The organism is Micromonospora sp. WMMD710 (genome assembly GCF_029626045.1).
In the GTDB taxonomy this organism is placed as follows: Bacteria; Actinomycetota; Actinomycetes; order Mycobacteriales; family Micromonosporaceae; genus Micromonospora.
Genome location: NZ_JARUBD010000001.1, coordinates 6,253,004 through 6,279,226 on the forward strand (window position 1 = coordinate 6,253,004; position 26,223 = coordinate 6,279,226).

Sequence of the window (26,223 nt, forward strand, 5' to 3'; positions counted from 1 at the left end):
CGCATGCGGCTGGAGAACGTCTGGTTGCGGTACCACCGGCGGGGGCCGTGGGTGCTGCGCGGAGTGGACGTACGGATCGGCCCGGGTGAGGTGGCGGTCGTGCTGGGCCGCAACGGGGTGGGCAAGTCGACGCTGCTCCAGGTGGCCGCCGGGGTGCTCCGACCGGGCCGGGGCCGGGTCACCGACCGCCCGGCGCGGGTCGGTTGGGTGCCGGAGCGTTTCCCGTCCGACCAGCCGTTCACCGTGGCCCGCTACCTGACCGGGATGGCGCGGGTCGCCGGGTTGGGTCGCGCCGCCGCCGATGACGCCGTGACCGCCTGGACGGACCGGCTCGGGCTGGCCCGGTTCCGCGCGGTCCGGCTGCCGGAGCTGTCCAAGGGCACCGCGCAGAAGGTGGGCCTCGCCCAGGCGATGCTGCGTCCCCCGGGCCTGCTGGTGCTCGACGAGCCGTGGGAGGGGCTGGACGCCGCCACCCGTGACCTGGTCCCCGAGTTGATCGACGAGGTGCTCGCCGGCGACGGCGCGGTCCTGGTCAGTGACCATCGGGGGGAGACGGTCCGGCTGCCGGGCGCGCGCCGCTGGACGGTGGCCGACGGCTCGCTGACCGAGGAGACGCCGTCGGCGGACGAGGCCGTCGCCGTGGTCGAGGTCGCGGTGCCGGCCGCGCGGGTCGCCAGCACCGTCGCCCGCCTGCGGGCCGACGGCCACCAGATCCTTCGGGTACGCCCCGACCCCTCCACCGCCACACCGGAGGTCGGCTCCGCGGCACCGCCGGTGCGGCCGGCCGCCGCCACACCGGAGGACGGCTCCGCGGCACCGCCGGTGCGGCCGGCCGCCGAGCGGGCGACTGAGCAGCCTGGCGGCACCGACGCGGCGGGCGAGCCGGCGACGGTCGAGCCGGCGGCGGGGGAGGCCCAGTGACCGCCCTGGTCCGGCTGCGGCTGGCCGGCTTCCTGCGTACCGGGAGGGCGCTGGCGCCGCTGCTCGCGGGTCTCGTCGCGCTCGGCACGCTGTACGGCGGCGGCCGGGCCCAGCCCGCGGAGGCGTACGGCGTCTCCGCCGTGGTGCTCTTCCCGGTGCTCGCCTGGCAGACCAAGATCCTGTTGGACGTCGAGCCGGACGTGCAGCGCCGCCTCGCCCAGGTGTCCGTCGGGGTGGCCGGGGAGAGGGTCGCGGGTCTGCTCGCCGCCGGCCTGGCGGCGCTGGCGACGGTGGCCGTCGCGCTGGTCTTCCCGTGGCTGGTGGCCGGGGTCACCGGTCCGGTGGACCCGGGGGACCGGTCGGTGCCGGTCGGTCTCGCGCTGGGGCTGTTTGCGCATCTGCTGGTCGTACCCGCGGCGGTTGCTCTTGGCGCGTTGGCCAGCCGGGCGTCGGTGGGCGGCGCCGGGTACGGCGTCGCGGTGCTGGCCCTCGGCGGCGTCGGCGCGGTGGTGCTCGGTCTGAGCGGGTCGGTGGCCCCCTGGCTGGCTCCGCCGATCATGGCGACCGCCCGGACGGTGGCGGGCGACGCCGCCGCGCTCACCCTGCTGGGGCTGAGCGTGTGGGCGCTGGCCTGGAGCGCCGCGGTCGTCGGCGGCTACCTGTGGCGGCGGTGCGCCCAGGGTTGAGCGGCGCCGGCGTCGGTGGTCCGGCTCACAGGTGGCGATTTGGCGCTGGTGGCGCGGGCGCGTACTCTTCAACAGTCATCCGTGTTCTCATGGATGAGGAACCACCCAGAGACCGCTGGTCACCGTGTTTCGGCACGGTCGAAGGTCCCGCGACAGACGGGCGACCCGCGTAGGGCGGCAAGCGTAACTCGGCAGTGAGCATGGTCCGCCGACCGTGACGATCCGCCGGCCCTCGCCCCGTGCGCCCTGCGCCGGGGCTTTCTCGTTGTCGCTGCCTCCGCCCCCGTTCCAGGCTTCGGCCGTGACGGGGACCAGCCTCGAGTAACGAGAGAGGAGGGACATGGCGGACAAGCCGATCCGAGCCGACAAGGCCACGGCCGTCTCTGAGCTGACCGAGAGCTTCCGCAGCGCGGGCGCCACCGTGCTGACCGAGTACCGCGGTCTGACGGTTTCCCAGCTCACCCAGCTGCGGCGCTCGCTCGGTGCCGAGACCAGCTACACGGTCGCGAAGAACACGCTGGCGAAGCGTGCTGCGACGGACGCGGGCATCACCGGCCTCGACGAGCTGTTCACCGGTCCTACCGCGCTGACTTTCGTTTCGGGCGACGTCGTCGAGGCGGCGAAGGGGCTTCGCGACTTCGCGAAGGCCAACCCGAAGCTCGTCATCAAGGGCGGTGTCTTCGAGGGCAAGGCCATTTCCGCGGCCGAGGTCACGAAGCTCGCCGACCTGGAGTCCCGCGAGGTGCTGCTGGCCAAGCTGGCCGGCGCGATGAAGGGCAACCTGAGCAAGGCCGCGGCCCTGTTCCAGGCACCGCTCTCCAAGGCCGCCCGCGCGGCGGCCGCCCTTGCGGACAAGAAGCGCGAGCAGGAGGGCGCCGAGGCGGCCTGAGGCCGCGCGGCGCACCCACGTTCTTAACAACCTTTAGAAAGGACGCCAGACATGGCGAAGCTCAGCACCGACGAGCTGCTTGACGCGTTCAAGGAGATGACGCTGATCGAGCTCTCCGAGTTCGTGAAGCAGTTCGAGGACACCTTCGAGGTCACCGCCGCGGCTCCGGTCGCGGTTGCCGCCGCTGGTGGCGCCCCGGCCGCCGCCGAGGCCGAGCCGGAGAAGGACGAGTTCGACGTCATCCTCGAGGCTGACGGCGGCAAGAAGATCCAGGTCATCAAGGTCGTGCGTGAGCTGACCGGCCTGGGCCTCAAGGAGGCCAAGGACGCGGTCGAGTCCGCGCCGAAGGCCATCCTGGAGAAGGTCAACAAGGAGACCGCCGACAAGGCGAAGGCCAAGCTCGAGGGCGAGGGCGCCAAGGTCACCCTCAAGTGACCTGACGTTCCACCTGCGCGTGCCTCGGCTCGGTGAGCCGCGACACGATCGCGTCGCGGCGGGCGGTGATCCGACACGGATCACCGCCCGCCGTGTTGGTGGATCCGGCGGCACCGGCCCTGAGCTGGGCGTCGACGATCGGTGTGGGGCCCCGGACGAGCGCGACGGGTCCACCTCCGGTGGGAAAGAACAGACGACCCGGATACCGGGCCTTGACGCGGCCCCGGGCTGCCAGGCACGCTGACACCAGCAAGACACCGCGCTTGCGACGGCCACAACGTGGGTAATGACAGCGGCGGCACCAACGGCCGCGGCAACCCGCGTGGCCCAGTGGGGACGTTGCGTTCTGAGCGGCCCGGCAGACCCCGGTTGACGGGGGCCGAGGCGCGTTCCGCGAACGACCTGCGGGGTGGGCTGGACAGCGGTTAGCCTCTCGGCTACACTGCTAGTTTGCGCTGCCTTCCGACTTGACCCCTGCTCGGAAATGTCCGTTTACGGATATTTCTGGTGGGGTCATTGGAGTGCACGCGTACCAGCCGTTCTGCAGCACCGGTCCTCGGAAGGACGCATCTTGGCAGCTTCCCGCCCTGCGAAGACCAGTCGTACGTCGAGCGCATTCGCTCCCCGCCGAGTTTCATTCGGCAGGATCACCGAACACCTCGAGGTCCCCAACCTCCTTGCCATCCAGAACGAGTCCTTCGACTGGCTCGTCGGCAACGAGGCTTGGCAGGGCCGGTCGGCGGACGACCCGCACGCACGCTCGGGTCTCGCGGAGATCCTTGAAGAGATCAGTCCCATTGAGGACTTCTCCGGCACCATGTCGCTTTCCTTCTCGGCGCCGCGCTTCGACGAGGTCAAGGCCTCGATCGAGGAGTGCAAGGAGAAGGACCTGACCTACTGCGCTCCGCTCTTCGTGACCGCGGAGTTCACCAACAACACCACTGGCGAGATCAAGAGTCAGACGGTGTTCATGGGTGACTTCCCGATGATGACGCCCAAGGGCACCTTCGTCATCAACGGCACCGAGCGCGTCGTGGTCAGCCAGCTCGTCCGGTCCCCGGGCGTGTACTTCGACAAGCAGCCGGACAAGACCTCCGACCGCGACCTCTCCAGTGTCAAGGTCATCCCGAGTCGGGGTGCCTGGCTGGAGTTCGACATCGACAAGCGCGACACGGTCGGCGTACGTATCGACCGCAAGCGTCGGCAGGCCGTCACGGTCCTGCTCAAGGCCATCGGATGGTCGGCCGAGCGGATCCGTGAGAAGTTCGGCTGGTCCGAGCTGATGATGACGACGCTCGAGAAGGACCACATCGCCGGCCAGGATGAGGCTCTGCTAGACATCTACCGCAAGCTGCGCCCTGGCGAGCCGCCGACGCGCGAGAACGCCCAGACCCTGCTCGACAACCTCTTCTTCAACCCGAAGAGGTACGACGTCGCCAAGGTCGGGCGCTACAAGTTCAACAAGAAGCTCGAAGTGGACGTGCCGATCACCACCGGCACGCTCACCGAGGACGACATCGTCGCCACCGTGGAGTACCTGTGCCGGCTGCACGCCGGTGAGGACGGCTACGAGGCCGACGACATCGACCACTTCGGCAACCGGCGCCTGCGCACCGTGGGTGAGCTGATCCAGAACCAGGTTCGGGTCGGCCTGTCCCGCATGGAGCGGGTCGTCCGTGAGCGGATGACCACGCAGGACGTCGAGGCGATCACCCCGCAGACCCTGATCAACATCCGCCCGGTGGTGGCGGCGATCAAAGAGTTCTTCGGGACGTCGCAGCTGTCCCAGTTCATGGACCAGACCAACCCGCTGGCGGGCCTGACCCACCGGCGCCGGCTGAGCGCGCTCGGCCCGGGTGGTCTGTCCCGGGAGCGGGCCGGCTTCGAGGTCCGTGACGTGCACCCGTCCCACTACGGCCGGATGTGCCCGATCGAGACGCCGGAAGGCCCGAACATCGGCCTGATCGGCGCGCTGTCCACCTTCGCCCGGGTCAACCCGTTCGGCTTCATCGAGACGCCGTACCGGAAGGTCGTCGAGGGTCGGGTCACCGACCAGATCGACTACCTGACCGCGGACGAGGAGGACCGGTTCGTCAAGGCCCAGGCCAACGCGCGGTTGAAGGCTGACGGCACGTTCGCCGAGGACCGGGTTCTGTGTCGTCGTAAGGGCGGTGAGACCGAGGACGTCGTTCCCGGTGCCGTCGACTACATGGACGTCTCGCCCCGGCAGATGACCTCGGTCGCGACCGCCATGATCCCGTTCCTCGAGCACGACGACGCCAACCGGGCACTGATGGGTGCGAACATGCAGCGCCAGGCGGTGCCGCTGGTCAAGGCCGAGGCGCCGCTGGTGGGTACGGGCATGGAGTACCGGGCCGCGGTCGACGCCGGCGACGTGGTTGTCGCCGAGGTCGGCGGTGTGATCGAGGACCTCTGCGCCGACTACGTCACGATCCACCAGGACGACGGCCACCGCCGGACGTACCTGCTGCACAAGTTCCGCCGCTCCAACGCCGGCTCCTGCGTCAACCAGAAGCCGGTCGTCTTCGAGGGCGACCGCGTCGAGGCCGGTCAGGTCATCGCCGACGGTCCGTGCACCGACGAGGGCGAGATGGCACTCGGACGCAACCTGCTGGTGGCGTTCATGTGCTGGGAGGGTCACAACTACGAGGACGCGATCATCCTGTCGCAGCGCCTCGTGCAGCAGGACGTGCTCACCTCGATCCACATCGAGGAGCACGAGGTCGACGCCCGGGACACCAAGCTCGGCCCGGAGGAGATCACCCGCGACATCCCGAACGTCAGCGAGGAAATGCTCGCCGACCTCGACGAGCGCGGCATCATCCGGATCGGCGCCGAGGTCGTCCCCGGCGACATCCTGGTCGGCAAGGTCACGCCCAAGGGCGAGACCGAGCTGACCCCGGAGGAGCGGCTGCTCCGCGCGATCTTCGGTGAGAAGGCGCGTGAGGTTCGGGACACCTCGCTGAAGGTGCCGCACGGCGAGACCGGCACGGTCATCGGTGTGCGGACCTTCTCCCGCGAGGACGGCGACGAACTGCCGCCGGGCGTCAACGAGTTGGTCCGGGTCTACGTCGCCCAGAAGCGCAAGATCCAGGACGGCGACAAGCTCGCCGGCCGGCACGGCAACAAGGGCGTCATCTCCAAGATCCTTCCGGTCGAGGACATGCCGTTCCTTGAGGACGGCACCCCGGTCGACATCGTGCTCAACCCGCTCGGCGTGCCGAGCCGGATGAACATCGGCCAGGTTCTGGAGACCCACCTCGGTTGGGTCGCCAAGACCGGCTGGAAGGTCGAGGGTGACGACGCCGACTGGAAGCGGCAGCTGCGCTCGATCGACGCGCACGAGTCCGAGGGGGACACGAACGTGGCCACCCCGGTCTTCGACGGTGCCCGCGAGGAGGAGATCTCCGGTCTGCTCGAGTCGACCCTGCCCAACCGGGACGGCAAGCAGCTGATCGGGCGTACCGGCAAGGCGCAGCTGTTCGACGGTCGTTCCGGCGAGCCGCTGCCCGACCCGATCGCGGTCGGCTACGTCTACATCCTGAAGCTCAACCACCTGGTCGACGACAAGATCCACGCTCGGTCGACCGGCCCGTACTCGATGATCACGCAGCAGCCGCTGGGTGGTAAGGCGCAGTTCGGTGGTCAGCGTTTCGGTGAGATGGAGTGCTGGGCGATGCAGGCGTACGGCGCTGCCTACGCCCTGCAGGAGCTGCTCACGATCAAGTCCGACGACGTTCTCGGCCGGGTGAAGGTCTACGAGGCCATCGTCAAGGGCGAGAACATCCCGGAGCCGGGCATCCCGGAGTCGTTCAAGGTGCTGCTCAAGGAGCTGCAGTCGCTGTGCCTCAACGTTGAGGTGCTCTCCAGCGACGGTGTGGCCCTGGAAATGCGCGAGACCGACGACGAGGTGTTCCGGGCCGCCGAGGAGCTGGGCATCGACCTGTCCCGGCGCGAGCCGAGCTCGGTCGAAGAGGTCTGAGGTGAGCGGTCGGGGGCCGGCTCGCCGGCCCCCGACCCCACCCGAGAATTAGCAGTACAGACGACGACATAGGGGACAGAGTGCTCGACGTCAACTTCTTCGACGAGCTGCGCATTGGTCTCGCCACCGCCGACGACATCCGTCAGTGGTCGCACGGCGAGGTCAAGAAGCCTGAGACGATCAACTACCGCACCCTGAAGCCGGAAAAGGACGGACTCTTCTGCGAGAAGATCTTCGGTCCGCAGCGGGACTGGGAGTGCTACTGCGGTAAGTACAAGCGCGTCCGGTTCAAGGGCATCATCTGTGAGCGCTGTGGCGTCGAGGTGACCCGCTCCAAGGTCCGTCGTGAGCGGATGGGGCACATCGAGCTCGCTGCTCCGGTGACCCACATCTGGTACTTCAAGGGCGTGCCGAGCCGGCTGGGCTACCTGCTGGACCTCGCCCCCAAGGACCTCGAGAAGATCATCTACTTCGCCTCGTACGTCGTGACGAGCGTGGACGCTGAGTCGCGTCACCGTGACCTCTCGACGATCGAGAACGAGATCCTGGCCGAGAAGCGGCAGTCCGAGAACAGCCGCGACTCGGAGATCGAGAAGCGGGCCGCCAAGCTCGAGGCCGACCTGGCCGAGCTGGAGGCCGAGGGTGCCAAGGCGGACGTCCGGCGCAAGGTCAAGGAGGGCGGAGAGCGCGAGATGCGCCAGATCCGCGACCGGGCCCAGCGCGAGATCGACCGCCTGGACGAGGTGCTGGACACCTTCCGCAAGCTGGAGCCGAAGCAGCTGGTCACCGACGAGCTGCTCTACCGCGAGCTGCGCGACCGGTTCGGTGAGTACTTCACCGGCTCGATGGGCGCCGAGGCCATCAAGGCGCTGGTCCAGAACATGGACCTCGATGCCGAGGCCGAGAGCCTGCGGGAGACCATCCGGTCCGGCAAGGGCCAGCGGAAGATCCGGGCGCTCAAGCGGCTCAAGGTCGTGGCGGCGTTCCTGAACACCCGCAACTCGCCGCTCGGCATGGTGCTGGACTGCGTCCCGGTCATCCCGCCGGACCTGCGCCCGATGGTGCAGCTCGACGGTGGCCGGTTCGCGACCTCGGACCTGAACGACCTGTACCGCCGCGTGATCAACCGGAACAACCGCCTCAAGCGACTGATCGACCTCGGCGCGCCCGAGATCATCGTCAACAACGAGAAGCGGATGCTCCAGGAGGCCGTCGACGCGCTGTTCGACAACGGCCGCCGCGGCCGGCCGGTCACCGGTCCGGGTAACCGCCCGCTCAAGTCGCTCTCCGACATGCTCAAGGGCAAGCAGGGCCGCTTCCGGCAGAACCTGCTGGGCAAGCGCGTCGACTACTCCGGCCGTTCGGTCATCGTGGTCGGCCCGAAGCTCAAGCTGCACCAGTGTGGTCTGCCCAAGCAGATGGCGCTGGAGCTGTTCAAGCCGTTCGTGATGAAGCGGCTGGTCGACCTCAACCACGCACAGAACATCAAGTCCGCCAAGCGGATGGTCGAGCGTCAGCGCCCGGTCGTGTGGGACGTGCTGGAAGAGGTCATCGGCGAGCACCCGGTGCTGCTCAACCGGGCGCCGACCCTGCACCGCCTGGGCATCCAGGCCTTCGAGCCGCAGCTGGTCGAGGGCAAGGCGATCCAGATCCACCCGCTGGTCTGCACCGCGTTCAACGCCGACTTCGACGGTGACCAGATGGCGGTGCACGTGCCGCTGTCCGCCGAGGCCCAGGCCGAGGCTCGGATCCTGATGCTGTCGTCGAACAACATCCTCAAGCCGGCCGACGGCAAGCCGGTCACCATGCCCACCCAGGACATGGTCATCGGCCTGTACCACCTCACCCACCTCACCGCCGGTGAGAAGGGCGAGGGCCGGGCGTTCAGCTCGGACGCCGAGGCGCGGATGGCGTTCGACAACGGCGAGCTGCACCTGCAGGCTCCGGTGAAGATCCGCCTGCGTGACGTGATCGGTGTCGACAACGGCGCCGGCGCCGAGGCGTGGACCGCCCCGGAGGGCTGGGTCGAGGGTGAGCCGCTGACCGTGGAGACCACCCTCGGTCGGGTGCTGTTCAACGAGACGCTGCCGCAGGGCTACCGCTTCGTGAACTACGAGATCCGCAAGGGTCAGCTCTCCGCGATCGTCAACGACCTCGCCGAGCGCTTCCCCAAGGTGGCGCTGGCCGCCACCCTGGACGGGCTCAAGGAGGCCGGTTTCCACTGGGCCACCTGGTCCGGCGTGACGATCGGCATGGAGGACGTCATCGCTCCGCCGCGCAAGGCGGAGATCCTGGCGAAGTACGAGAAGGAAGCCGACCGGATCGACAAGCAGTACCAGCGTGGTCTGATGACCGCCGAGGAGCGTCGCGGCGAACTCATCGAGATCTGGACCAAGGCGACCAACGAGGTCGCCAAGGAGATGGACACCGCGCTGCCGCAGGAGAACCCACTGTGGAAGATGATCAACTCGGGTGCCCGCGGTAACCTGCTCCAGCTCCGGCAGATCGCGGCGATCCGTGGTCTGGTGGCCAACCCGAAGGGCGAGATCATCCCGCGGCCGATCAAGGCCAGCTACCGGGAGGGTCTGTCCGTGCTGGAGTACTTCATCTCCACGCACGGTGCCCGTAAGGGTCTCGCCGACACCGCGCTGCGGACCGCCGACTCGGGTTACCTGACCCGTCGTCTGGTGGACGTCTCCCAGGACGTGATCATCCGCGAGGAGGACTGCGGCACCGACCGGGCGATCCCGATGCAGATCGGCGAGCGCCTGGAGGACGGCAGGCTGGTCGTGCACGAGCACGCCGAGACCAGCGTGCACGCCCGTACCCTGGCCGACGACATCAAGGGGCCGGACGGCACCGTCGTCGCCGAGCGGGGTCAGGACATCAACTCGATCGGGGTCGACAAGATCGTCGCCGCCGGCGTGGAGACGGTCCGGGTGCGCAGCGTGCTCACCTGCGAGTCGAAGCTGGGTGTCTGCGGTGCCTGCTACGGGCGTTCGCTGCCGACCGGCAAGACCGTGGACGTCGGCGAGGCGGTCGGCATCATCGCCGCCCAGTCGATCGGTGAGCCGGGTACGCAGCTGACGATGCGTACCTTCCACACCGGTGGTGTCGCGGGTGAGGACATCACCCAGGGTCTGCCGCGTGTCCAGGAAATCTTCGAGGCTCGGGTCCCGAAGGGTAAGGCGCCCATCGCCGACACCCCGGGTCGGATCCGGATCGAGGACGGCGAGCGCTCCCGGAAGATCATCGTGGTGCCGGACGACGGCAGCGACGAGATCGTCTACGACAAGATCTCCAAGCGGGTCCGGCTGCGGACCCACGACGGTGGTCACGTCGAGGTCGGCGAGAAGCTCACCGAGGGCACCATCGACCCGCACGAGCTGCTGCGCATCCTCGGTCCGCGCGCGGTCCAGGTCCACCTGACCCAGGAGGTCCAGGAGGTCTACCGCTCGCAGGGCGTGCTCATCCACGACAAGCACATCGAGATCATCATCCGCCAGATGCTCAAGCGGGTGACGGTCATCGACTCCGGCTCGACCGAGTTCCTGCCGGGTGTGCTGGTCGACCGGGCGCTGTTCGAGTCGGAGAACCGCCGACTCGTCTCGGAGGGCGGCGAGCCCGCCGCCGGTCGTCCGGTGCTGATGGGTATCACCAAGGCCTCGCTGGCCACCGACTCCTGGCTCTCGGCGGCCTCCTTCCAGGAGACCACCCGGGTGCTGACCGACGCTGCGATCAACTCGCGCAGCGACTCGCTGGTCGGCCTCAAGGAGAACGTGATCATCGGTAAGCTCATCCCGGCCGGTACCGGCATCAGCAAGTACCGCAACGTCCGGGTCGAGCCGACCGAGGAGGCCAAGGCCAAGGTCTACTCGATGACCGGTTACCCGGAGACCGACTACGGGTTCGGGCCGGCCAGCGGGCAGGCTGTGCCGCTGGACGACTTCGACTTCGGGTCGTACCGCTAAGCACCAACACCGACGAGGCCCCCGGCACCTGCCGGGGGCCTCGTCGTGTCCGGACCTGCCCACCCGCACATCGGGTTGGGCAGAATGGGGGCATGACCACCGCAGCCGGCCAGGTGTCCAGCGCGCAGCAGGGCCCCCGTCATCCGCTGGATCCCGATCCGGCCCGGGCCACCAAGGCGCGGGCGGTGTTCGCGCTGGGGCTGCTCGGGATGCTGACCGGCCTGTTCATCGGTGGTGTGGTGCCGGCGACGGTGGCCCTCCAACTGTCCCGCCAGGCGCGCCGCGAGGCGTACGCCTCGGGGGGTTTCCTGACCGGCGGCGCCTGGCTGCGGCGCGGGGAGCGGATGGCCTGGGCCGGCCTGGTGCTGGTCGCGGTCAGCGTGGTGGTCGCAGTGGTGATCGGCGTGGTCCGGTTGGCGGGCGCGCCGTTCGGCCACGACTACCCGACGAACATGGACTGACCCGATCCGCGGTCGCGCCCGGCGTGGGCGGTGGAACCTCCGGCGGTAGCCTGGCCGTGTCCGCCGCACGGCGGTGGTGGCCTGTCGACAGGAGGACCTCGTGACGGAACCGGCGCGGCCCCCGGCGGACGAACCGGCCGGGCATCCTGGCGCGCCGACCTCGCCGCCGGCCCCGACCCCGGCCCCGACCCCGGCTCCGGCTCCGGTCGAGCCAAACGCCTGGGCGCGGCCCGATCCGGACCGGCAGCCGGACGCGCCGGCGGCCGTGTCGCCGGCGCCCGCGCCGCACCCTGACGTGCCGACCTGGGGCGCACCGCCGCCTTCCGCGACGCCGCCGGGCTGGGGTGCACCGCCTCCCTCGACCCCGCCCGGCTGGGGCGGGCCGCCGCCTTCCGCGACCCCGCCTGGCTGGGGCGGGCCGCCGCCTTCCGCGACCCCGCCTGGCTGGGGCGGGCCGCCGCCTTCCGCGACGCCGCCTGGCTGGGGTGCACCGGCACCCGGCTCAGGGTTGACGCTGCCCGGTGGGGGTGCGGTCGCCGCGCCCGGCTCCGGCCAGCCGTACGCGGTCTCCGGTGCGCCGGCCCCGCCGCCCGGTTGGGGGCAGCCGCCGTCCGGGTACGGGCCCCCGCCGGGGTGGGGGCAGCCGGCGCACGCCCCCGGTTATGGGCCCCCGGTGCCGCCACCGACCGACGACCGGCCCCGCCCGCCGAAGCGGGTGGAGTCGGTGCCCGGTACGCCGTACGGCGTGGTGTACCTGGATGTGGCCCCGGTCACCTCGGGCCTGGCCGTCGGGGCGTTGGTGGCCGGCATCGCGTCGATCCTGGTGTCGTTGCTGGTGATCTGCTTCGGCGTGGCCTTCGCGAACGAGGGTGGGGTCTGGGCGGCCGGCGCGTTCGCCGTGCTGGGCGCGCTGGCCGGGGTGGCCGCCGTCGTCGCCGGCCTGCTCGGCCAGCGGCAGATCCGCCGGCCCGCGGGTCCGTCCGCGGTCCGGTTCACCGGTCGAGGGCTGGCGGTGGCCGGTCTCAGCTGCGGTGCGGCGGGAGCGTTGCTCAGCCTGCTGGCCCTGGGCCTGTCCCTGGTGATCTCCCTGACGTGAGGCTGGTCACCGTCCGGATCGCCGTGCGGCCCGGTTGTCGCAGGTCCCGGGACGGGTCCGCGGTGCCGGCTGCGGGGGCGACGGGTGGTCCGGTGGGGAAGCCGGTACACTTGTATTCGTAGGTGCCCATCACGGGCGACGGGGCAGGGCATGATCCGGCTGGCGGGTGTGAGACGGCCGCCGGGCCAATCCGTTTTGACCTGGGCGGCTGTGGTAGGTACTCTTTCCCCTTGTGCCCGGGCATGCCCGGGCAACTCGTGCGTGCGCTGGTTCCGGCGATCCGGATGGCGAGCACGACAAGCCAAAGATCCGGCGCGGGGCGACCCGCGTGCCGGTGACAGAAAACCCCGGTAGGTCCGCGAAAGCGTCCGTACCGGGACCGTGAGCCGGGCGACACGCCCGACCGCGGGTGCCGGGACCTCCGCAAGGTGGCCCTGGTCGGAATGTAGGAGAGCCGGTCATCAGGCCGGCTAACGAGCAGACGGCGCGGCCGCGACAGCGGCCGAAGGGAGCGGAGAAACCCGGTGCCCACGATCCAGCAGCTGGTCCGAAAGGGCCGCCAGGCCAAGACGACCAAGACCAAGACCCCGGCGCTGAAGGGTTCCCCTCAGCGGCGCGGCGTGTGCACCCGCGTGTACACCACCACCCCGAAGAAGCCGAACTCGGCGCTGCGCAAGGTCGCTCGTGTGAAGCTCAGCAGCCAGATCGAGGTGACCGCCTACATCCCCGGTGTGGGTCACAACCTCCAGGAGCACTCGATCGTGCTCGTGCGCGGCGGCCGGGTGAAGGACCTCCCCGGCGTGCGTTACAAGATCGTCCGCGGTTCGCTGGACACCCAGGGTGTCCGTAACCGCAAGCAGGCGCGCAGCCGTTACGGCGCGAAGAAGGAGAAGAGCTGATATGCCGCGTAAGGGACCCGCTCCGCGGCGACCGCTGGTCGCTGACCCGGTGTACAACTCGCCGCTGGTCACCCAGCTGGTGAACAAGATCCTGCTCCGCGGCAAGCGTCAGCTCGCCGAGTCCATCGTGTACGCGGCCCTCGAGGGCTGCCGCGAGAAGTCCGGCACCGACCCGGTCGTCACCCTCAAGCGGGCGATGGACAACGTCAAGCCGACCCTCGAGGTGCGCAGCCGTCGTGTCGGTGGCGCCACCTACCAGGTTCCCGTCGAGGTTCGCCCCGCCCGGGCGACCACGCTGGGCCTGCGGTGGCTGGTCACCTACTCCCGCGCACGCCGCGAGAAGACCATGGTCGAGCGGCTCATGAACGAGCTGCTGGACGCGAGCAACGGCCTCGGTGCCGCCGTCAAGCGGCGCGAGGACACGCACAAGATGGCCGAGTCCAACAAGGCCTTCGCGCACTACCGCTGGTAACACCCTGGTTCCGGCGCTCTCGGGCGCCGGAACCGCCACCAGTTGAGTCGAGACGACGATAAGTAGGGATTGAAGTGGCCGCCGCAGACGCGCTCGCCAACGTACGCAACATCGGCATCATGGCGCACATCGATGCCGGTAAGACCACGACCACCGAGCGGATCCTGTTCTACACCGGTATCACGTACAAGATCGGTGAGGTCCACGAGGGCGCTGCCGTCATGGACTGGATGGAGCAGGAGCAGGAGCGTGGTATCACCATCACCTCCGCTGCTACCAAGTGTGAGTGGAAGGGCCACACGATCCAGATCATCGACACGCCTGGCCACGTCGACTTCACGGTCGAGGTCGAGCGGTCGCTGCGGGTACTGGATGGTGCGGTCGCGGTCTACGACGGTGTCGCCGGCGTGGAGCCGCAGACCGAGAACGTCTGGCGGCAGGCCGACAAGTACAACGTCCCGCGTATGTGCTTCGTCAACAAGCTCGACCGGACCGGCGCCGACTTCTTCCGCTGCGTGCAGATGATGATCGACCGGCTGAACGCGACCCCGCTGGTGCTCCAGATCCCGATCGGGCTCGAGGGCGACCACATCGGCGTCGTGGACCTGGTCGGCATGCGCGCTCTCACCTGGCGCGGGGAGACCCAGAAGGGTGAGGACTACGCGATCGAGGAGATCCCGGCCGAGCTGGCCGACTCCGCAGCCGAGTGGCGCGAGAAGCTGATGGAGACCCTGGCCGACGTCGACGACTCGGTGATGGAGAAGTACCTGGAAGGCGAGGAGGTCTCCGTCGAGGAGATCAAGGCCGCCATCCGGCGTGCCACCATCGCCGGCAAGGCCAACCCGGTGCTGTGCGGCTCGGCGTTCAAGAACAAGGGCGTCCAGCCCATGCTCGACGCCGTGGTCGACTTCCTGCCGTCGCCGCTGGACGTTCCGGCGATCGAGGGTACGGCCCCCGACGGCGAGACCCCGCTGCTGCGTAAGCCGTCCAACTCGGAGCCCTTCTCCGGCCTGGCCTTCAAGATCCAGACGGACAAGCACCTGGGCAAGCTCACCTACGTGCGGGTCTACTCCGGCACGCTCGATTCCGGTTCCCAGGTGGTCAACTCCACCAAGGACCGCAAGGAGCGGATCGGCAAGATCTACCAGATGCACGCCAACAAGCGGGAAGAGCGTCCGTCGGCGCAGGCCGGTGACATCATCGCCGTGCAGGGTCTCAAGCAGACCACCACCGGTGACACGCTCTCCGACCCGGCGAACCCGGTCATCCTGGAGTCGATGACCTTCCCGGAGCCGGTCATCTCGGTGGCGATCGAGCCGAAGACCAAGTCCGACCAGGAGAAGCTGGGCACGGCCATCCAGCGCCTGGCCGAGGAGGACCCGACCTTCCGCGTCCAGCTGGACGAGGAGACCGGTCAGACGGTCATCTCCGGCATGGGTGAGCTGCACCTGGACATCCTGGTGGACCGGATGCGCCGCGAGTTCAACGTCGAGGCCAACGTCGGCAAGCCGCAGGTGGCGTACCGCGAGACGATCCGCCGCAAGGTGGACAAGATCGAGTACACCCACAAGAAGCAGACCGGTGGTTCGGGTCAGTACGCCCGCGTCATCGTGAGCGTCGAGCCGCTTCCGCTGGACAACGACTCGCCGACCTACGAGTTCGCCAACGCCGTCACCGGTGGCCGCATCCCGCGGGAGTTCATCCCGTCGGTCGACGCCGGTGCCCAGGACGCCCTGCAGTACGGCATCCTGGCGGGCTTCCCGCTCGTCGGTGTGAAGCTGACGCTGCTGGACGGCCAGTACCACGAGGTCGACTCCTCGGAAATGGCATTCAAGATCGCCGGCTCGATGGTGATGAAGGAGGCGGCCCGCAAGGCCGACCCCGCACTGCTCGAGCCGATGATGGCCGTTGAAGTCACCACTCCTGAGGAGAACATGGGTGACGTCATCGGCGACCTCAACTCCCGCCGCGGCATCATCCAGGCGATGGAGGAGCGCAGCGGCGCCCGCATCGTCCGGGCCCTGGTGCCGTTGTCGGAGATGTTCGGCTACGTCGGCGACCTGCGGTCGAAGACCCAGGGCCGGGCTAGCTACAGCATGCAGTTCGACTCCTACGCCGAGGTTCCGCAGAGCGTCGCGAAGGAGATCATCGCCAAGGCAACGGGCGAGTAACCGCCCCGAGCAGGTGATTCGTGGTCGGTCGCGGGAGGATTCACCCGCCCGCGGCCACCACGATCGGGTTGCGTGAGACCGGGCCTGTAGGCTTCATCGCCGCAGAACCCACAAAAGCTCTCCGGCCGTTCAGGCCGGAAAGGCTGTCGACAGAGTCCTAAGCGCCGACCGGCGCGCCGGGCGTACGAACCAAGAAGTCCACAGGAGGACACCAGTGGCGAAGGCGAAGTTCGAGCGGACTAAGCCGCACGTCAACATCGGCACCATTGGTCACATCGACCACGGTAAGACGACGCTGACGGCGGCCATCACCAAGGTCCTGCACGACCAGTTCCCGGACCTGAACCCGTACACGCCGTTCGACGAGATCGACAAGGCGCCGGAGGAGAAGGCCCGCGGCATCACGATCTCGATCGCGCACGTCGAGTACCAGACCGAGGCGCGGCACTACGCGCACGTCGACTGCCCCGGCCACGCGGACTACATCAAGAACATGATCACCGGTGCCGCGCAGATGGACGGCGCGATCCTGGTGGTCGCGGCGACCGACGGCCCGATGCCGCAGACCCGCGAGCACGTGCTGCTGGCCCGCCAGGTTGGCGTGCCGTACATCGTCGTGGCGCTCAACAAGAGCGACATGGTCGATGACGAGGAGCTCCTGGAGCTCGTCGAGCTCGAGGTGCGCGAGCTGCTCTCCTCGCAGGAGTACCCGGGTGACGACCTGCCGGTCGTTCGGGTTTCGGCGCTGAAGGCCCTCGAGGGTGACCCCGAGTGGACCGGCAAGCTCCTGGACCTGATGACCGCGGTCGACACCGCGATCCCGCAGCCGGAGCGCGAGACCGAGAAGCCGTTCCTCATGCCGATCGAGGACGTCTTCACGATCACCGGTCGTGGCACCGTCGTCACCGGTCGCGCCGAGCGCGGCATCCTCAAGCCGAACGAGGAGGTGGAGATCGTCGGAATCCGCGAGAAGTCGCAGAAGACGGTCTGCACCGGTATCGAGATGTTCCGCAAGCTGCTCGACGAGGCCCGCGCGGGCGAGAACGTCGGTCTGCTGCTGCGTGGCATCAAGCGCGAGGACGTCGAGCGCGGCATGGTGGTCGTCAAGCCGGGCACCACGACCCCGCACACGGAGTTCGAGGCGACGGTCTACATCCTCTCCAAGGAGGAGGGCGGCCGGCACACCCCGTTCTTCCAGAACTACCGTCCGCAGTTCTACTTCCGGACCACGGACGTCACCGGTGTCGTCACCCTCCCCGAGGGCACCGAGATGGTCATGCCGGGTGACAACACCACCATGTCGGTGAAGCTGATCCAGCCCATCGCCATGGAGGAGAACCTCAAGTTCGCGATCCGCGAGGGTGGCCGCACCGTCGGCGCCGGGTTCGTCACCAAGATCATCAAGTGAGCTAGGTAACCCCGATTAGACCCGCCGCCGGTCGTGCGGCATACTAGTCAGGTTGCGTAACGACAGTTCGTCGCCTGTGTTCGGTTTTCGCTGAACCTCCGGGTGACGGCACAGTCGAGCGTAGGGTGGTTGGCGGCCCAGTCGCCAACCACCCTCGCACGGCGTTCAGGTCGCGGTAATGCGATCGGCGCCTTGACCCACCGCGCGGTCAGGACCGCTCCGGAGACCCGGGGCGGAGCCCGGCCCGAGGGCGCGACACGCCCGACCGCGGGGGTCGGCGAAGTGGGCCTGTACCAGCCGGTACAGGCGCCCGCAACACAGCGGCATCGAGAGAAGGAACAGAAGCCACCATGGCGGGACAGAAGATCCGCATCCGGCTCAAGGCCTATGACCACGAGGTCGTCGACTCCTCGGCGCGGAAGATCGTCGAGACGGTGACGCGTACCGGGGCGCAGGTCGCGGGCCCGGTGCCGCTGCCCACGGAGATCAACCGTTTCTGCGTTATCCGCTCGCCGCACAAGTACAAGGACTCGCGCGAGCACTTCGAGATGCGCACGCACAAGCGGCTGATCGACATCATCGACCCGACCCCGAAGACGGTCGACTCGCTCATGCGCCTCGACCTGCCGGCTGGCGTCGACATCGAGATCAAGCTGTAGGGACCGGACAAATGGACAGGCAAGTCAAGGGGATCCTGGGCGCCAAGCTCGGCATGACCCAGGTCTGGGACAACAACCGCGTTGTTCCCGTGACCGTGGTCGAGGCCGGCCCGTGCGTCATCAGCCAGGTTCGTAGCGCCGAGAAGGACGGTTACTCCGCGGTCCAGCTGGCCTACGGCACCATCGACCCGCGCAAGGTCAAGAAGCCGATCAGCGGGCACTACGCGAAGGCGGACGTGGCGCCGCGCCGGCACATCGTCGAGCTGCGCACCACGGACGCGTCGGAGTACTCGCTCGGCCAGGAGGTCACGGTCGAGGAGTTCCCGGCGGGCGTCACGATCGACGTCACCGGCAAGACCAAGGGCAAGGGCTACGCCGGCCCGATGAAGCGGCACGGCTTCCACGGTCTGCGCGCCAGCCACGGTGTCGAGCGCAAGCACCGCTCGCCCGGCTCCATCGGCGCCTGCGCCACTCCGGGTCGTGTCTTCAAGGGCACCCGGATGGCCGGCCGGATGGGTGGCGTGCGCTACACCGTGCAGAACCTCACCGTCCAGGCGGTCGACACCGAGAACAACCTCCTGCTCGTCCGTGGTGCCATTCCTGGCCCCAAGGGCGCGCTGGTTCTGGTCCGTACCGCGGCCAAGAGCAAGGTGAAGAAGGGCGGTGCGGCCAAGTGACCACCGTTGACGTGCGCACCGTCGAAGGCACCACCAGCGGCTCCGTCGAGCTGCCGGCGGACATCTTCGACGTGCAGGCCAACGTCGCGCTGATGCACCAGGTCGTGGTGGCCCAGCTCGCGGCGGCCCGACAGGGCACGCACAAGACCAAGACCCGCGGCGAGGTCGCCGGCGGCGGCAAGAAGCCGTACAAGCAGAAGGGCACCGGTCGCGCCCGGCAGGGCTCGATCCGCGCCCCGCAGTTCGCCGGCGGTGGCGTGGTGCACGGTCCCGTGCCGCGCGACTACAGCCAGCGGACCCCGAAGAAGATGAAGGCCGCCGCGCTGCGCGGTGCCCTCTCCGACCGGGCCCGCGCCGGGCAGGTGCACGTCGTCGAGGCGTTCGTCTCGGGCGAGAAGCCGTCGACCAAGGCGGCCCTGGCCACGCTGACCAAGCTCACCGAGGCCCGTCGGGTCCTGGTCGTGCTGAGCAGCACCGACGAACTGAACTGGGTGTCGCTGCGCAACGAGCCGCGGGTGCACCTGATCGAGTCCGGCCAGCTGAACACGTACGACGTGCTGGTGGCCGACGACGTGGTCTTCACCAAGGACGCCCTGGACGAGTTCCTGGGCGTGCCCGCCGAGACCACCGAGGAGGGTGGCAAGTGAGCACGATCGCCGACCCGCGCGACATCATCGTGGCGCCGGTCGTCTCGGAGAAGAGCTACAGCGAGCTGAACCGGAACTGGTACACCTTCCTGGTGCACCCGGACGCGAACAAGACCGAGATCAAGATCGCTATCCAGCAGATCTTCAACGTCCGCGTCCTGACGGTCAACACGCTCAACCGCCAGGGTAAGCGCAAGCGCACCAAGACCGGCTTCGGTCAGCGCAAGGCGACCAAGCGGGCGATCGTGAAGCTGGCTGACGGTGACCGCATCGAGGCCTTCGGCGGCCCGGTCAGCTGAGGGGTGTAGACAATGGCTATCCGTAAGTACAAGCCGACGACGCCGGGCCGACGTGGCTCCAGTGTCGCCGACTTCGCCGAGATCACCCGGTCCACGCCGGAGAAGTCGCTGCTGGCTCCGCTGCCGAAGAAGGGCGGGCGTAACGCCCACGGCCGGATCACCACGCGGCACCACGGTGGAGGTCACAAGCGCCAGTACCGTCTGATCGACTTCAAGCGGGTCGACAAGGACGGCGTGCCGGCGAAGGTCGCTCACATCGAGTACGACCCGAACCGCACGGCGCGCATCGCGCTGCTGCACTACGCCGACGGCGAGAAGCGGTACATCATCGCGCCGAAGGACATGAAGCAGGGCGACCGCGTCGAGTCCGGTCCGGGCGCCGACATCAAGCCCGGCAACAACCTGCCGCTGCGCAACATCCCGGTCGGTACCACGATCCACAACGTGGAGCTGCGCCCGGGTGGCGGGGCCAAGCTGGCCCGTTCCGCCGGCGTGGGCATCCAGCTGCTCGGCCGTGAGGGCGCGTACGCGACCCTGCGTATGCCGTCCGGTGAGATCCGGCGTGTGGACGTGCGCTGCCGCGCCAGCATCGGCGAGATCGGCAACGCCGACCAGTCGAACATCAACTGGGGCAAGGCCGGCCGTATGCGGTGGAAGGGCAAGCGCCCGACCGTCCGTGGTGTCGCCATGAACCCGGTCGACCACCCGCACGGTGGTGGTGAGGGTAAGACCTCCGGTGGTCGCCACCCGGTCAACCCGCAGGGTAAGCCCGAGGGCCGCACCCGCCGTAAGGGCCAGCCGAGTGACCGGCTGATCGTCCGCCGCCGCTACGCCACGCGTAAGCGCGGCTGAGGGAGATAAGACATGCCTCGCAGCCTGAAGAAGGGCCCGTTCGTAGACGCCCACCTACTCAAGAAGGTGGAACTGCAGAACGAAAAGGGCACGAAGAACGTGATCAAGACCTGGTCGCGGCGCTCGACGATCATCCCGGAGATGCTCGGGCACACGATCGCGGTGCATGACGGACGCAAGCACGTCCCGGTGTTCGTGACCGAGGCGATGGTCGGGCACAAGCTCGGCGAGTTCGCGCTGACCCGCACGTTCAAGGGTCACGAGAAGGACGACCGGAAGAGCCGTCGGCGCTGACGCCGCGGGCATACGGATAGAGGGAACAAGGGGTTACAGCGATGCCAGGAAAGGGCGACGCTCCGGTGCTTCCGGGCGCGCGGGCGGTTGCGCGGCACGTGCGCATCTCGCCGATGAAGGCGCGCCGGGTGGTCAACCTCGTCCGCGGCCTGCCCGCGAAGGAGGCGCTCACGGTGCTGCAGTTCGCGCCGCAGGCTGCGAGCGAGCAGGTGTACAAGGTGCTCGCTAGCGCGATCGCCAACGCGGAGAACAACGAGCGGCTGGACCCCGACGCGCTGCTCGTCAGCGAGGCGTTCGTTGACGAGGGCCCGACGATGAAGCGGTTCCAGCCTCGGGCGCAGGGTCGGGCGTACCGGATCCGCAAGCGGACCTGCCACATCACCGTGGCGGTCGAGGCGGTCGCGCCGGCAGCGCCGAGGAAGGCCGCGGCCAAGAAGGCCGCACCGGCCACGGAGGCCGCACCGGCCACGGAGGCCGCACCGGCCACGGAGGCCGCACCGGCCGAAGCGCAGAGCAAGACGGAGGGCGCCGAGTAATGGGTCAGAAGGTTCACCCCACTGGGTTCCGGCTCGGCATCTCGACCGACTGGAAGTCCCGCTGGTTCGCGGACAAGCTCTACAAGGACTACATCGGCGAGGATGTCAAGATCCGCCGGATGATGTCCAAGGGCCTCGAGCGCGCCGGCATCTCCAAGGTCGACATCGAGCGCACCCGCGACCGGGTCCGCGTCGACATCCACACCGCTCGGCCGGGCATCGTCATCGGCCGTAAGGGTGCGGAGGCCGACCGGATCCGCGGCGAGCTCGAGAAGCTCACCGGCAAGCAGGTCCAGCTGAACATCATCGAGGTGAAGAACCCCGAGTCGGACGCTCAGCTCGTCGCGCAGGGCGTGGCCGAGCAGCTGTCCAGCCGGGTCAGCTTCCGTCGGGCGATGCGCAAGGCCATGCAGTCGGCGATGAAGAACCCGGTCTGCAAGGGCATCCGGGTTCAGGTCTCGGGTCGCCTCGGCGGCGCCGAGATGAGCCGGACCGAGTTCTACCGTGAGGGCCGGGTTCCGCTGCACACGCTGCGGGCCAACATCGAGTACGGCTTCTTCGAGGCCCGTACCACGTTCGGCCGGATCGGTGTGAAGGTCTGGATCTACAAGGGCGACGCCGTCCCGGGCCGGGAGGCTCCGGCCGAGGCCGGTCCGTCCCGCCCGCGTCGTGGTGAGCGTGGCGACCGTCCCGAGCGTCCGCGCCGTGGCCGGTCGGGTTCGTCCGGCACGACGGCCGGTGGCACCGAGGCCGGCCGGGCTGCTGCGACCACCATCGCGCAGCAGGCCGAGACGCCGAGCGGCGAGCCGGTCGACAGCGCAGCTGTCGCGGCCGCGGCTGCTCCGGCAGAAACGCAGCAGGAGGGCTGACAGATGCTGATGCCGCGCAAGCCCCCGAAGGGCTTCCGCAAGCCGCACCACCCGGACCGTAGTGGCGCGTCCAAGGGTGGTAACCGGGTGGTGTTCGGCGAGTTCGGGATCCAGGCTCTCGAGCCGGCGTACGTGACCAACCGCCAGATCGAGTCGGCGCGTATCGCGATGACCCGTCACATCAAGCGTGGCGGCAAGGTCTGGATCACGATCTTCCCGGACCAGGCCCTCACCAAGAAGCCTGCCGAGACCCGGATGGGTTCCGGTAAGGGTTCGCCCGAGTGGTGGGTCGCCAACGTCAAGCCGGGGCGGGTTCTCTTCGAGATGTCCTTCCCCAACGAGCAGATCGCGCGAGAGGCCATGCGTCGCGCGATCCACAAGCTCCCGATGAAGTGCCGCATTGTTACGCGCGAAGTGGGTGAATCCTGATGGCAGCGGGCGTTAAGGCGACCGAGCTGCGTGAGCTCTCCGAGGAGGAGCTGGTCACGAAGCTGCGGGAGGCCAAGGCGGAGCTGTTCAACCTCCGCGTGCAGGCCGCAACCGGGCAGCTGGACAACAACCGGCGGTTGCAGGTCATCCGTCGGGAGATCGCCCGGATCTACACGATCATGCGCGAGCGCGAGCTGGGGCTCTCGGCCGCGCCGACTGAGGTGACTGCATCATGACCGAAGACACCGCCACCGCCGCCGCGCGGTCCCGCCGTAAGGTCCGTGAGGGCCTGGTGGTCAGCGACAAGATGGACAAGACCGTCGTGGTCGAGGTCGAGGACCGGGTTCGGCACGCTCTGTACGGCAAGATCATGCGCCGTACGAGCAAGCTGAAGGTGCACGACGAGCAGAACGCCGCCGGCACCGGCGACCGGGTCCTGATCATGGAGACCCGGCCGCTGAGCGCCACCAAGCGTTGGCGGATCGTGGAGATCCTGGAAAAGGCCAAGTAGCGAAGGCTCGAGCTCGCCCGGCGTTGCGTCGGGCGTAGGTTCCGCCAGGCTCCGGCCGCTACGGCGGCCGGAGAACCGGCAGACATAGGAGATAGACGTGATTCAGCAGGAGTCGCGACTGCGCGTCGCCGACAACACGGGTGCTCGGGAGATCCTGTGCATCCGGGTTCTCGGTGGCTCCGGTCGGCGCTACGCGAGCATCGGCGACGTCATCGTGGCCACCGTCAAGGACGCGATCCCGGGTGCCGGTGTCAAGAAGGGCGACGTCGTCAAGGCCGTCGTCGTTCGCACCGCCAAGGAGAAGCGGCGGCCGGACGGCTCGTACATCCGCTTCGACGAGAACGCCGCCGTCATCATCAAGGACGGCGGGGACCCGCGCGGTACCCGCATCTTCGGCCCGGTGGGTCGGGAGCTGCGGGACAAGCGGTTCATGAAGATTATTTCCCTCGCGCCGGAGGTGTTGTGACCGTGAAGGTCAAGAAGGGCGACACGGTCGTCGTCATCGCCGGCAAGGATAAGGGTGCCAAGGGCAAGGTCATCGCGGCCTACCCGCGGCAGGACAAGGTCCTGGTCGAGGGCGTGAACCGGGTCAAGAAGCACACCCGCATCAGCACCACCCAGCGTGGCGCCAAGACCGGCGGCATCGTCACCCAGGAGGCCCCGATCCACGTCTCGAACGTGCAGGTCCTGGACTCCGACGGCAAGCCGACCCGCGTCGGTTACCGGATCGACGACAACGGCCAGAAGGTCCGCATCGCGCGTAGCACCGGTAAGGACCTGTGATGACCACGGCTACCGAAAAGACCATGCCGCGCCTCAAGGAGCGGTACCGCAACGAGATCGTGGCCCAGCTGCGTGAGCAGCACAGCTACGGCAACCCCATGCAGGTGCCGCGGCTGGTCAAGATCGTCGTCAACATGGGTGTCGGCGAGGCTGCTCGCGACGCCAAGCTGATCGACGGCGCGGTCCGCGACCTCGCCACGATCACCGGCCAGAAGCCGCAGGTGCGGCGGGCGACCAAGTCCATCGCGCAGTTCAAGCTCCGCGAGGGTATGCCGATCGGCGCGAAGGTGACCCTTCGCGGCGACCGGATGTGGGAGTTCCTGGACCGGCTGCTCTCCATCGCGTTGCCGCGTATCCGCGACTTCCGCGGTCTGGACGGGCGCAAGCTGGACGGGCACGGCAACTACACGTTCGGTCTGACCGAGCAGTCGGTGTTCCACGAGATCGATCAGGACAAGATCGATCGCCAGCGGGGCATGGACATCACGGTGGTCACGACCGCCACGACTGACGACGAGGGCCGGGCGCTGCTCAAGCTCCTGGGCTTCCCGTTCAAGGAGAACTGAGATGGCCAAGAAGGCGCTGATCCTCAAGGCGGCCGCGAAGCCGAAGTTCTCGGTTCGCGCGTACACCCGCTGCCAGCGGTGCGGGCGTCCGAAGGCGGTCTACCGCAAGTTCGGGCTCTGCCGGGTCTGCATCCGGGAGATGGCCCACCGCGGTGAGCTGCCGGGCGTGTCCAAGGCTTCCTGGTAAGGGCGACCGCGTCCCGGCTGTCAGCCGGGAACTCCTGCACCGATTAGGTATTGCTCTTCGCCGTAGGCCCGGGGCTGATGCCCCGGGAACCCCGGCGAGAAAGGCTGACGAAATCCATGACGATGACCGACCCGATCGCAGACATGCTCACGCGTCTGCGTAACGCCAACCAGGCGTACCACGATCAGGTGAAGATGCCCTACTCCAAGATCAAGGCGAACATCGCCGAGGTCCTGAAGGCCGAGGGTTACATCGCCACCTGGTCGGTCGAGGAGCCCGAGGAGGGCGCCGTCGGCAAGCGACTGGTCGTCGAGCTGAAGTACGGCCAGAACCGCGAGCGGAGCCTGGCCGGCATCAAGCGCGTGTCCAAGCCCGGTCTCCGGGTGTACGCCAAGTCGGACGGGCTCCCGCGGGTGCTCGGTGGGCTGGGCGTGGCGATCATTTCGACGTCCCAGGGGCTGCTGACCGACCGGCAGGCCCGCAAGCGGAGTGTTGGCGGGGAAGTCCTCGCCTTCGTCTGGTAACGGGAGACAGGTAGAAATGTCGCGAATTGGACGTAAGTCGATCCCGGTGCCAGCCGGCGTCGACATCACGATCGACGGGCAGACCGTCAAGGTCAAGGGCCCCAAGGGCCAGCTCCAGCACACCCTCGCCGAGCCGATCACGATCGAGCGGGCCGAGGATGGGCAGCTGAGCGTCAACCGGCCGAACGACGAGCGCAAGGCCAAGGAACTCCACGGCCTGAGCCGTACGCTGGTTGCCAACATGATCGTCGGGGTCACCGAGGGCTACCGCAAGAGCCTGGAGATCGCCGGCACCGGTTACCGGGTCACCGCCAAGGGTTCGGACCTCGAGTTCGCGCTCGGGTTCTCGCACCCGGTGGTCGTTCCCGCCCCGGCGGGCATCACCTTCACGGTGGAGCGGCCGACCCTGTTCCACGTGGCCGGCATCGACAAGCAGCAGGTCGGTGAGGTCGCCGCCAACATCCGGAAGATCCGTCCGCCGGAGCCCTACAAGGGCAAGGGCGTGAAGTACCAGGGCGAGGTCATCCGCCGCAAGGCCGGAAAGGCAGGTAAGAAGTGAGCGCCACGCTGCTCAAGCGCCGCCGCGGCGTCGCCGCCAAGCGCGCCGTTGGGCGTGCGCGTCGGCACTTCCGCGTCCGCAAGAACGTCAGCGGTACGTCCGAGCGTCCGCGCCTGGTCGTCACCCGTTCGCTGCGGCACATGGTCGCCCAGATCGTCGACGACACCAAGGGCCACACCCTGGCGTCGGCGTCGACCCTGGACGCCTCGCTGCGCGGTGCGGAGGGCGACAAGAGCGCCCTCGCCGGCAAGGTGGGCGCGCTGCTCGCCGAGCGGGCCAAGGCCGCCGGCGTCTCCAAGGTCGTCTTCGACCGCGGTGGCAACCGGTACGCGGGGCGAGTCGCCGCGCTTGCCGACGCCGCCCGCGAAGCCGGGCTCGAGTTCTAACAACCCCGTCACGAGAGATAAGGAAGGCTGCTG

30 protein-coding genes are annotated in these 26,223 nt (G+C 68.6%); all 30 read left to right on the forward strand.

All coding sequences use genetic code 11. The features are described 5' to 3' along the window. Positions 1-3 precede the first annotated feature (3 nt). The 30 genes from O7620_RS28995 to rplR all read left to right on the forward strand — a co-directional run bounded on the left by O7620_RS28995 (position 4) and on the right by rplR (position 26,190). Positions 4-921 (forward strand): ATP-binding cassette domain-containing protein, encoded by a 918-nt coding sequence (locus O7620_RS28995; RefSeq protein ID WP_278126304.1) that lies wholly within the window; start codon positions 4-6, stop codon positions 919-921. Continuing rightward, a complete protein-coding gene (locus O7620_RS29000; protein WP_278126305.1) occupies positions 918-1,607 on the forward strand; it encodes a hypothetical protein in 690 nt (229 codons plus the stop codon). The genes O7620_RS28995 and O7620_RS29000 overlap by 4 nt, the downstream gene beginning before the upstream one ends. Before the next feature lie 340 nt (positions 1,608-1,947). After that, complete coding sequence (rplJ, locus tag O7620_RS29005; RefSeq protein WP_151488761.1) at positions 1,948-2,496, forward strand: 50S ribosomal protein L10; 549 nt, start codon at positions 1,948-1,950, stop codon at positions 2,494-2,496. 51 nt (positions 2,497-2,547) lie between these two features. Then, the gene (rplL, locus tag O7620_RS29010; RefSeq protein WP_151488762.1) at positions 2,548-2,931 is read left to right on the forward strand and encodes a 50S ribosomal protein L7/L12; all 384 of its coding nucleotides are present in this window, start codon (positions 2,548-2,550) and stop codon (positions 2,929-2,931) included. Positions 2,932-3,502: 571 nt separating this feature from the next. After that, a complete protein-coding gene (locus O7620_RS29015) occupies positions 3,503-6,934 on the forward strand; it encodes a DNA-directed RNA polymerase subunit beta (RefSeq protein ID WP_151488763.1) in 3,432 nt (1,143 codons plus the stop codon). Positions 6,935-7,014: 80 nt separating this feature from the next. Further along, entirely contained in the window at positions 7,015-10,905 is a 3,891-nt protein-coding gene (locus O7620_RS29020) for a DNA-directed RNA polymerase subunit beta' (protein WP_278126307.1), read from the forward strand. A gap of 92 nt (positions 10,906-10,997) precedes the next feature. Further along, positions 10,998-11,366 carry a hypothetical protein gene (locus O7620_RS29025; RefSeq protein WP_278126309.1) on the forward strand — a complete coding sequence of 123 codons (369 nt, stop codon included), beginning with the start codon at positions 10,998-11,000 and terminating at the stop codon, positions 11,364-11,366. A 715-nt stretch (positions 11,367-12,081) separates the two neighbouring features. Then, positions 12,082-12,462, forward strand: coding sequence for a hypothetical protein (locus O7620_RS29030; protein WP_151488139.1), 381 nt, complete (start codon positions 12,082-12,084; stop codon positions 12,460-12,462). Positions 12,463-12,986: 524 nt separating this feature from the next. Further along, entirely contained in the window at positions 12,987-13,361 is a 375-nt protein-coding gene (gene rpsL / locus O7620_RS29035) for a 30S ribosomal protein S12 (protein WP_007465318.1), read from the forward strand. 1 nt (position 13,362) lies between these two features. Beyond that, positions 13,363-13,833: a 30S ribosomal protein S7 gene (gene rpsG, locus O7620_RS29040; RefSeq protein WP_076466673.1), complete on the forward strand. Its 471-nt coding sequence runs from the start codon at positions 13,363-13,365 to the stop codon at positions 13,831-13,833. 74 nt (positions 13,834-13,907) lie between these two features. Further along, complete coding sequence (gene fusA, locus O7620_RS29045; protein WP_151488133.1) at positions 13,908-16,004, forward strand: elongation factor G; 2,097 nt, start codon at positions 13,908-13,910, stop codon at positions 16,002-16,004. A 214-nt stretch (positions 16,005-16,218) separates the two neighbouring features. Next, complete coding sequence (gene tuf, locus O7620_RS29050; RefSeq protein WP_151488132.1) at positions 16,219-17,412, forward strand: elongation factor Tu; 1,194 nt, start codon at positions 16,219-16,221, stop codon at positions 17,410-17,412. 350 nt (positions 17,413-17,762) lie between these two features. Beyond that, entirely contained in the window at positions 17,763-18,071 is a 309-nt protein-coding gene (gene rpsJ / locus O7620_RS29055) for a 30S ribosomal protein S10 (protein WP_007073037.1), read from the forward strand. A gap of 11 nt (positions 18,072-18,082) precedes the next feature. Continuing rightward, on the forward strand, positions 18,083-18,748 hold the full coding sequence (gene rplC / locus O7620_RS29060; protein WP_151488131.1) for a 50S ribosomal protein L3: 666 nt from the start codon (positions 18,083-18,085) through the stop codon (positions 18,746-18,748). Beyond that, positions 18,745-19,395 (forward strand): 50S ribosomal protein L4, encoded by a 651-nt coding sequence (gene rplD / locus O7620_RS29065; RefSeq protein WP_151488130.1) that lies wholly within the window; start codon positions 18,745-18,747, stop codon positions 19,393-19,395. The genes rplC and rplD overlap by 4 nt, the downstream gene beginning before the upstream one ends. Then, positions 19,392-19,694 (forward strand): 50S ribosomal protein L23, encoded by a 303-nt coding sequence (gene rplW, locus O7620_RS29070; protein WP_007465304.1) that lies wholly within the window; start codon positions 19,392-19,394, stop codon positions 19,692-19,694. The genes rplD and rplW overlap by 4 nt, the downstream gene beginning before the upstream one ends. Positions 19,695-19,706: 12 nt before the next feature. Beyond that, on the forward strand, positions 19,707-20,546 hold the full coding sequence (gene rplB, locus O7620_RS29075; RefSeq protein WP_030329891.1) for a 50S ribosomal protein L2: 840 nt from the start codon (positions 19,707-19,709) through the stop codon (positions 20,544-20,546). Positions 20,547-20,558: 12 nt separating this feature from the next. Further along, positions 20,559-20,840: a 30S ribosomal protein S19 gene (rpsS, locus tag O7620_RS29080; protein WP_151488129.1), complete on the forward strand. Its 282-nt coding sequence runs from the start codon at positions 20,559-20,561 to the stop codon at positions 20,838-20,840. A gap of 41 nt (positions 20,841-20,881) precedes the next feature. After that, positions 20,882-21,376, forward strand: coding sequence for a 50S ribosomal protein L22 (gene rplV / locus O7620_RS29085; protein WP_278126313.1), 495 nt, complete (start codon positions 20,882-20,884; stop codon positions 21,374-21,376). Further along, positions 21,376-22,245 (forward strand): 30S ribosomal protein S3, encoded by an 870-nt coding sequence (rpsC, locus tag O7620_RS29090; protein ID WP_007465294.1) that lies wholly within the window; start codon positions 21,376-21,378, stop codon positions 22,243-22,245. The genes rplV and rpsC overlap by 1 nt, the downstream gene beginning before the upstream one ends. 3 nt (positions 22,246-22,248) lie before the next feature. Beyond that, positions 22,249-22,674 (forward strand): 50S ribosomal protein L16, encoded by a 426-nt coding sequence (gene rplP / locus O7620_RS29095; protein ID WP_007465292.1) that lies wholly within the window; start codon positions 22,249-22,251, stop codon positions 22,672-22,674. Then, positions 22,674-22,910, forward strand: a complete 237-nt coding sequence (rpmC, locus tag O7620_RS29100) for a 50S ribosomal protein L29 (RefSeq protein ID WP_007465283.1) — start codon at positions 22,674-22,676, stop codon at positions 22,908-22,910. Before rplP ends, rpmC begins: the two co-directional genes overlap by 1 nt. Continuing rightward, positions 22,907-23,185: a 30S ribosomal protein S17 gene (gene rpsQ / locus O7620_RS29105; RefSeq protein WP_109817183.1), complete on the forward strand. Its 279-nt coding sequence runs from the start codon at positions 22,907-22,909 to the stop codon at positions 23,183-23,185. The genes rpmC and rpsQ overlap by 4 nt, the downstream gene beginning before the upstream one ends. 97 nt (positions 23,186-23,282) lie before the next feature. Beyond that, positions 23,283-23,651 (forward strand): 50S ribosomal protein L14, encoded by a 369-nt coding sequence (gene rplN / locus O7620_RS29110; protein WP_007073026.1) that lies wholly within the window; start codon positions 23,283-23,285, stop codon positions 23,649-23,651. Next, positions 23,648-23,968, forward strand: a complete 321-nt coding sequence (gene rplX / locus O7620_RS29115) for a 50S ribosomal protein L24 (RefSeq protein WP_007465276.1) — start codon at positions 23,648-23,650, stop codon at positions 23,966-23,968. Before rplN ends, rplX begins: the two co-directional genes overlap by 4 nt. Next, complete coding sequence (rplE, locus tag O7620_RS29120) at positions 23,968-24,534, forward strand: 50S ribosomal protein L5 (RefSeq protein ID WP_088987580.1); 567 nt, start codon at positions 23,968-23,970, stop codon at positions 24,532-24,534. The genes rplX and rplE overlap by 1 nt, the downstream gene beginning before the upstream one ends. A 1-nt stretch (position 24,535) precedes the next feature. Continuing rightward, positions 24,536-24,721: a type Z 30S ribosomal protein S14 gene (locus tag O7620_RS29125; RefSeq protein ID WP_007073023.1), complete on the forward strand. Its 186-nt coding sequence runs from the start codon at positions 24,536-24,538 to the stop codon at positions 24,719-24,721. Positions 24,722-24,837: 116 nt separating this feature from the next. Next, positions 24,838-25,245 carry a 30S ribosomal protein S8 gene (rpsH, locus tag O7620_RS29130; protein ID WP_007465270.1) on the forward strand — a complete coding sequence of 136 codons (408 nt, stop codon included), beginning with the start codon at positions 24,838-24,840 and terminating at the stop codon, positions 25,243-25,245. Positions 25,246-25,261: 16 nt separating this feature from the next. Continuing rightward, the gene (gene rplF, locus O7620_RS29135) at positions 25,262-25,804 is read left to right on the forward strand and encodes a 50S ribosomal protein L6 (protein ID WP_124860508.1); all 543 of its coding nucleotides are present in this window, start codon (positions 25,262-25,264) and stop codon (positions 25,802-25,804) included. Further along, positions 25,801-26,190 (forward strand): 50S ribosomal protein L18, encoded by a 390-nt coding sequence (gene rplR / locus O7620_RS29140; protein WP_151488126.1) that lies wholly within the window; start codon positions 25,801-25,803, stop codon positions 26,188-26,190. The genes rplF and rplR overlap by 4 nt, the downstream gene beginning before the upstream one ends. The last annotated feature ends 33 nt before the right edge of the window (positions 26,191-26,223 follow it).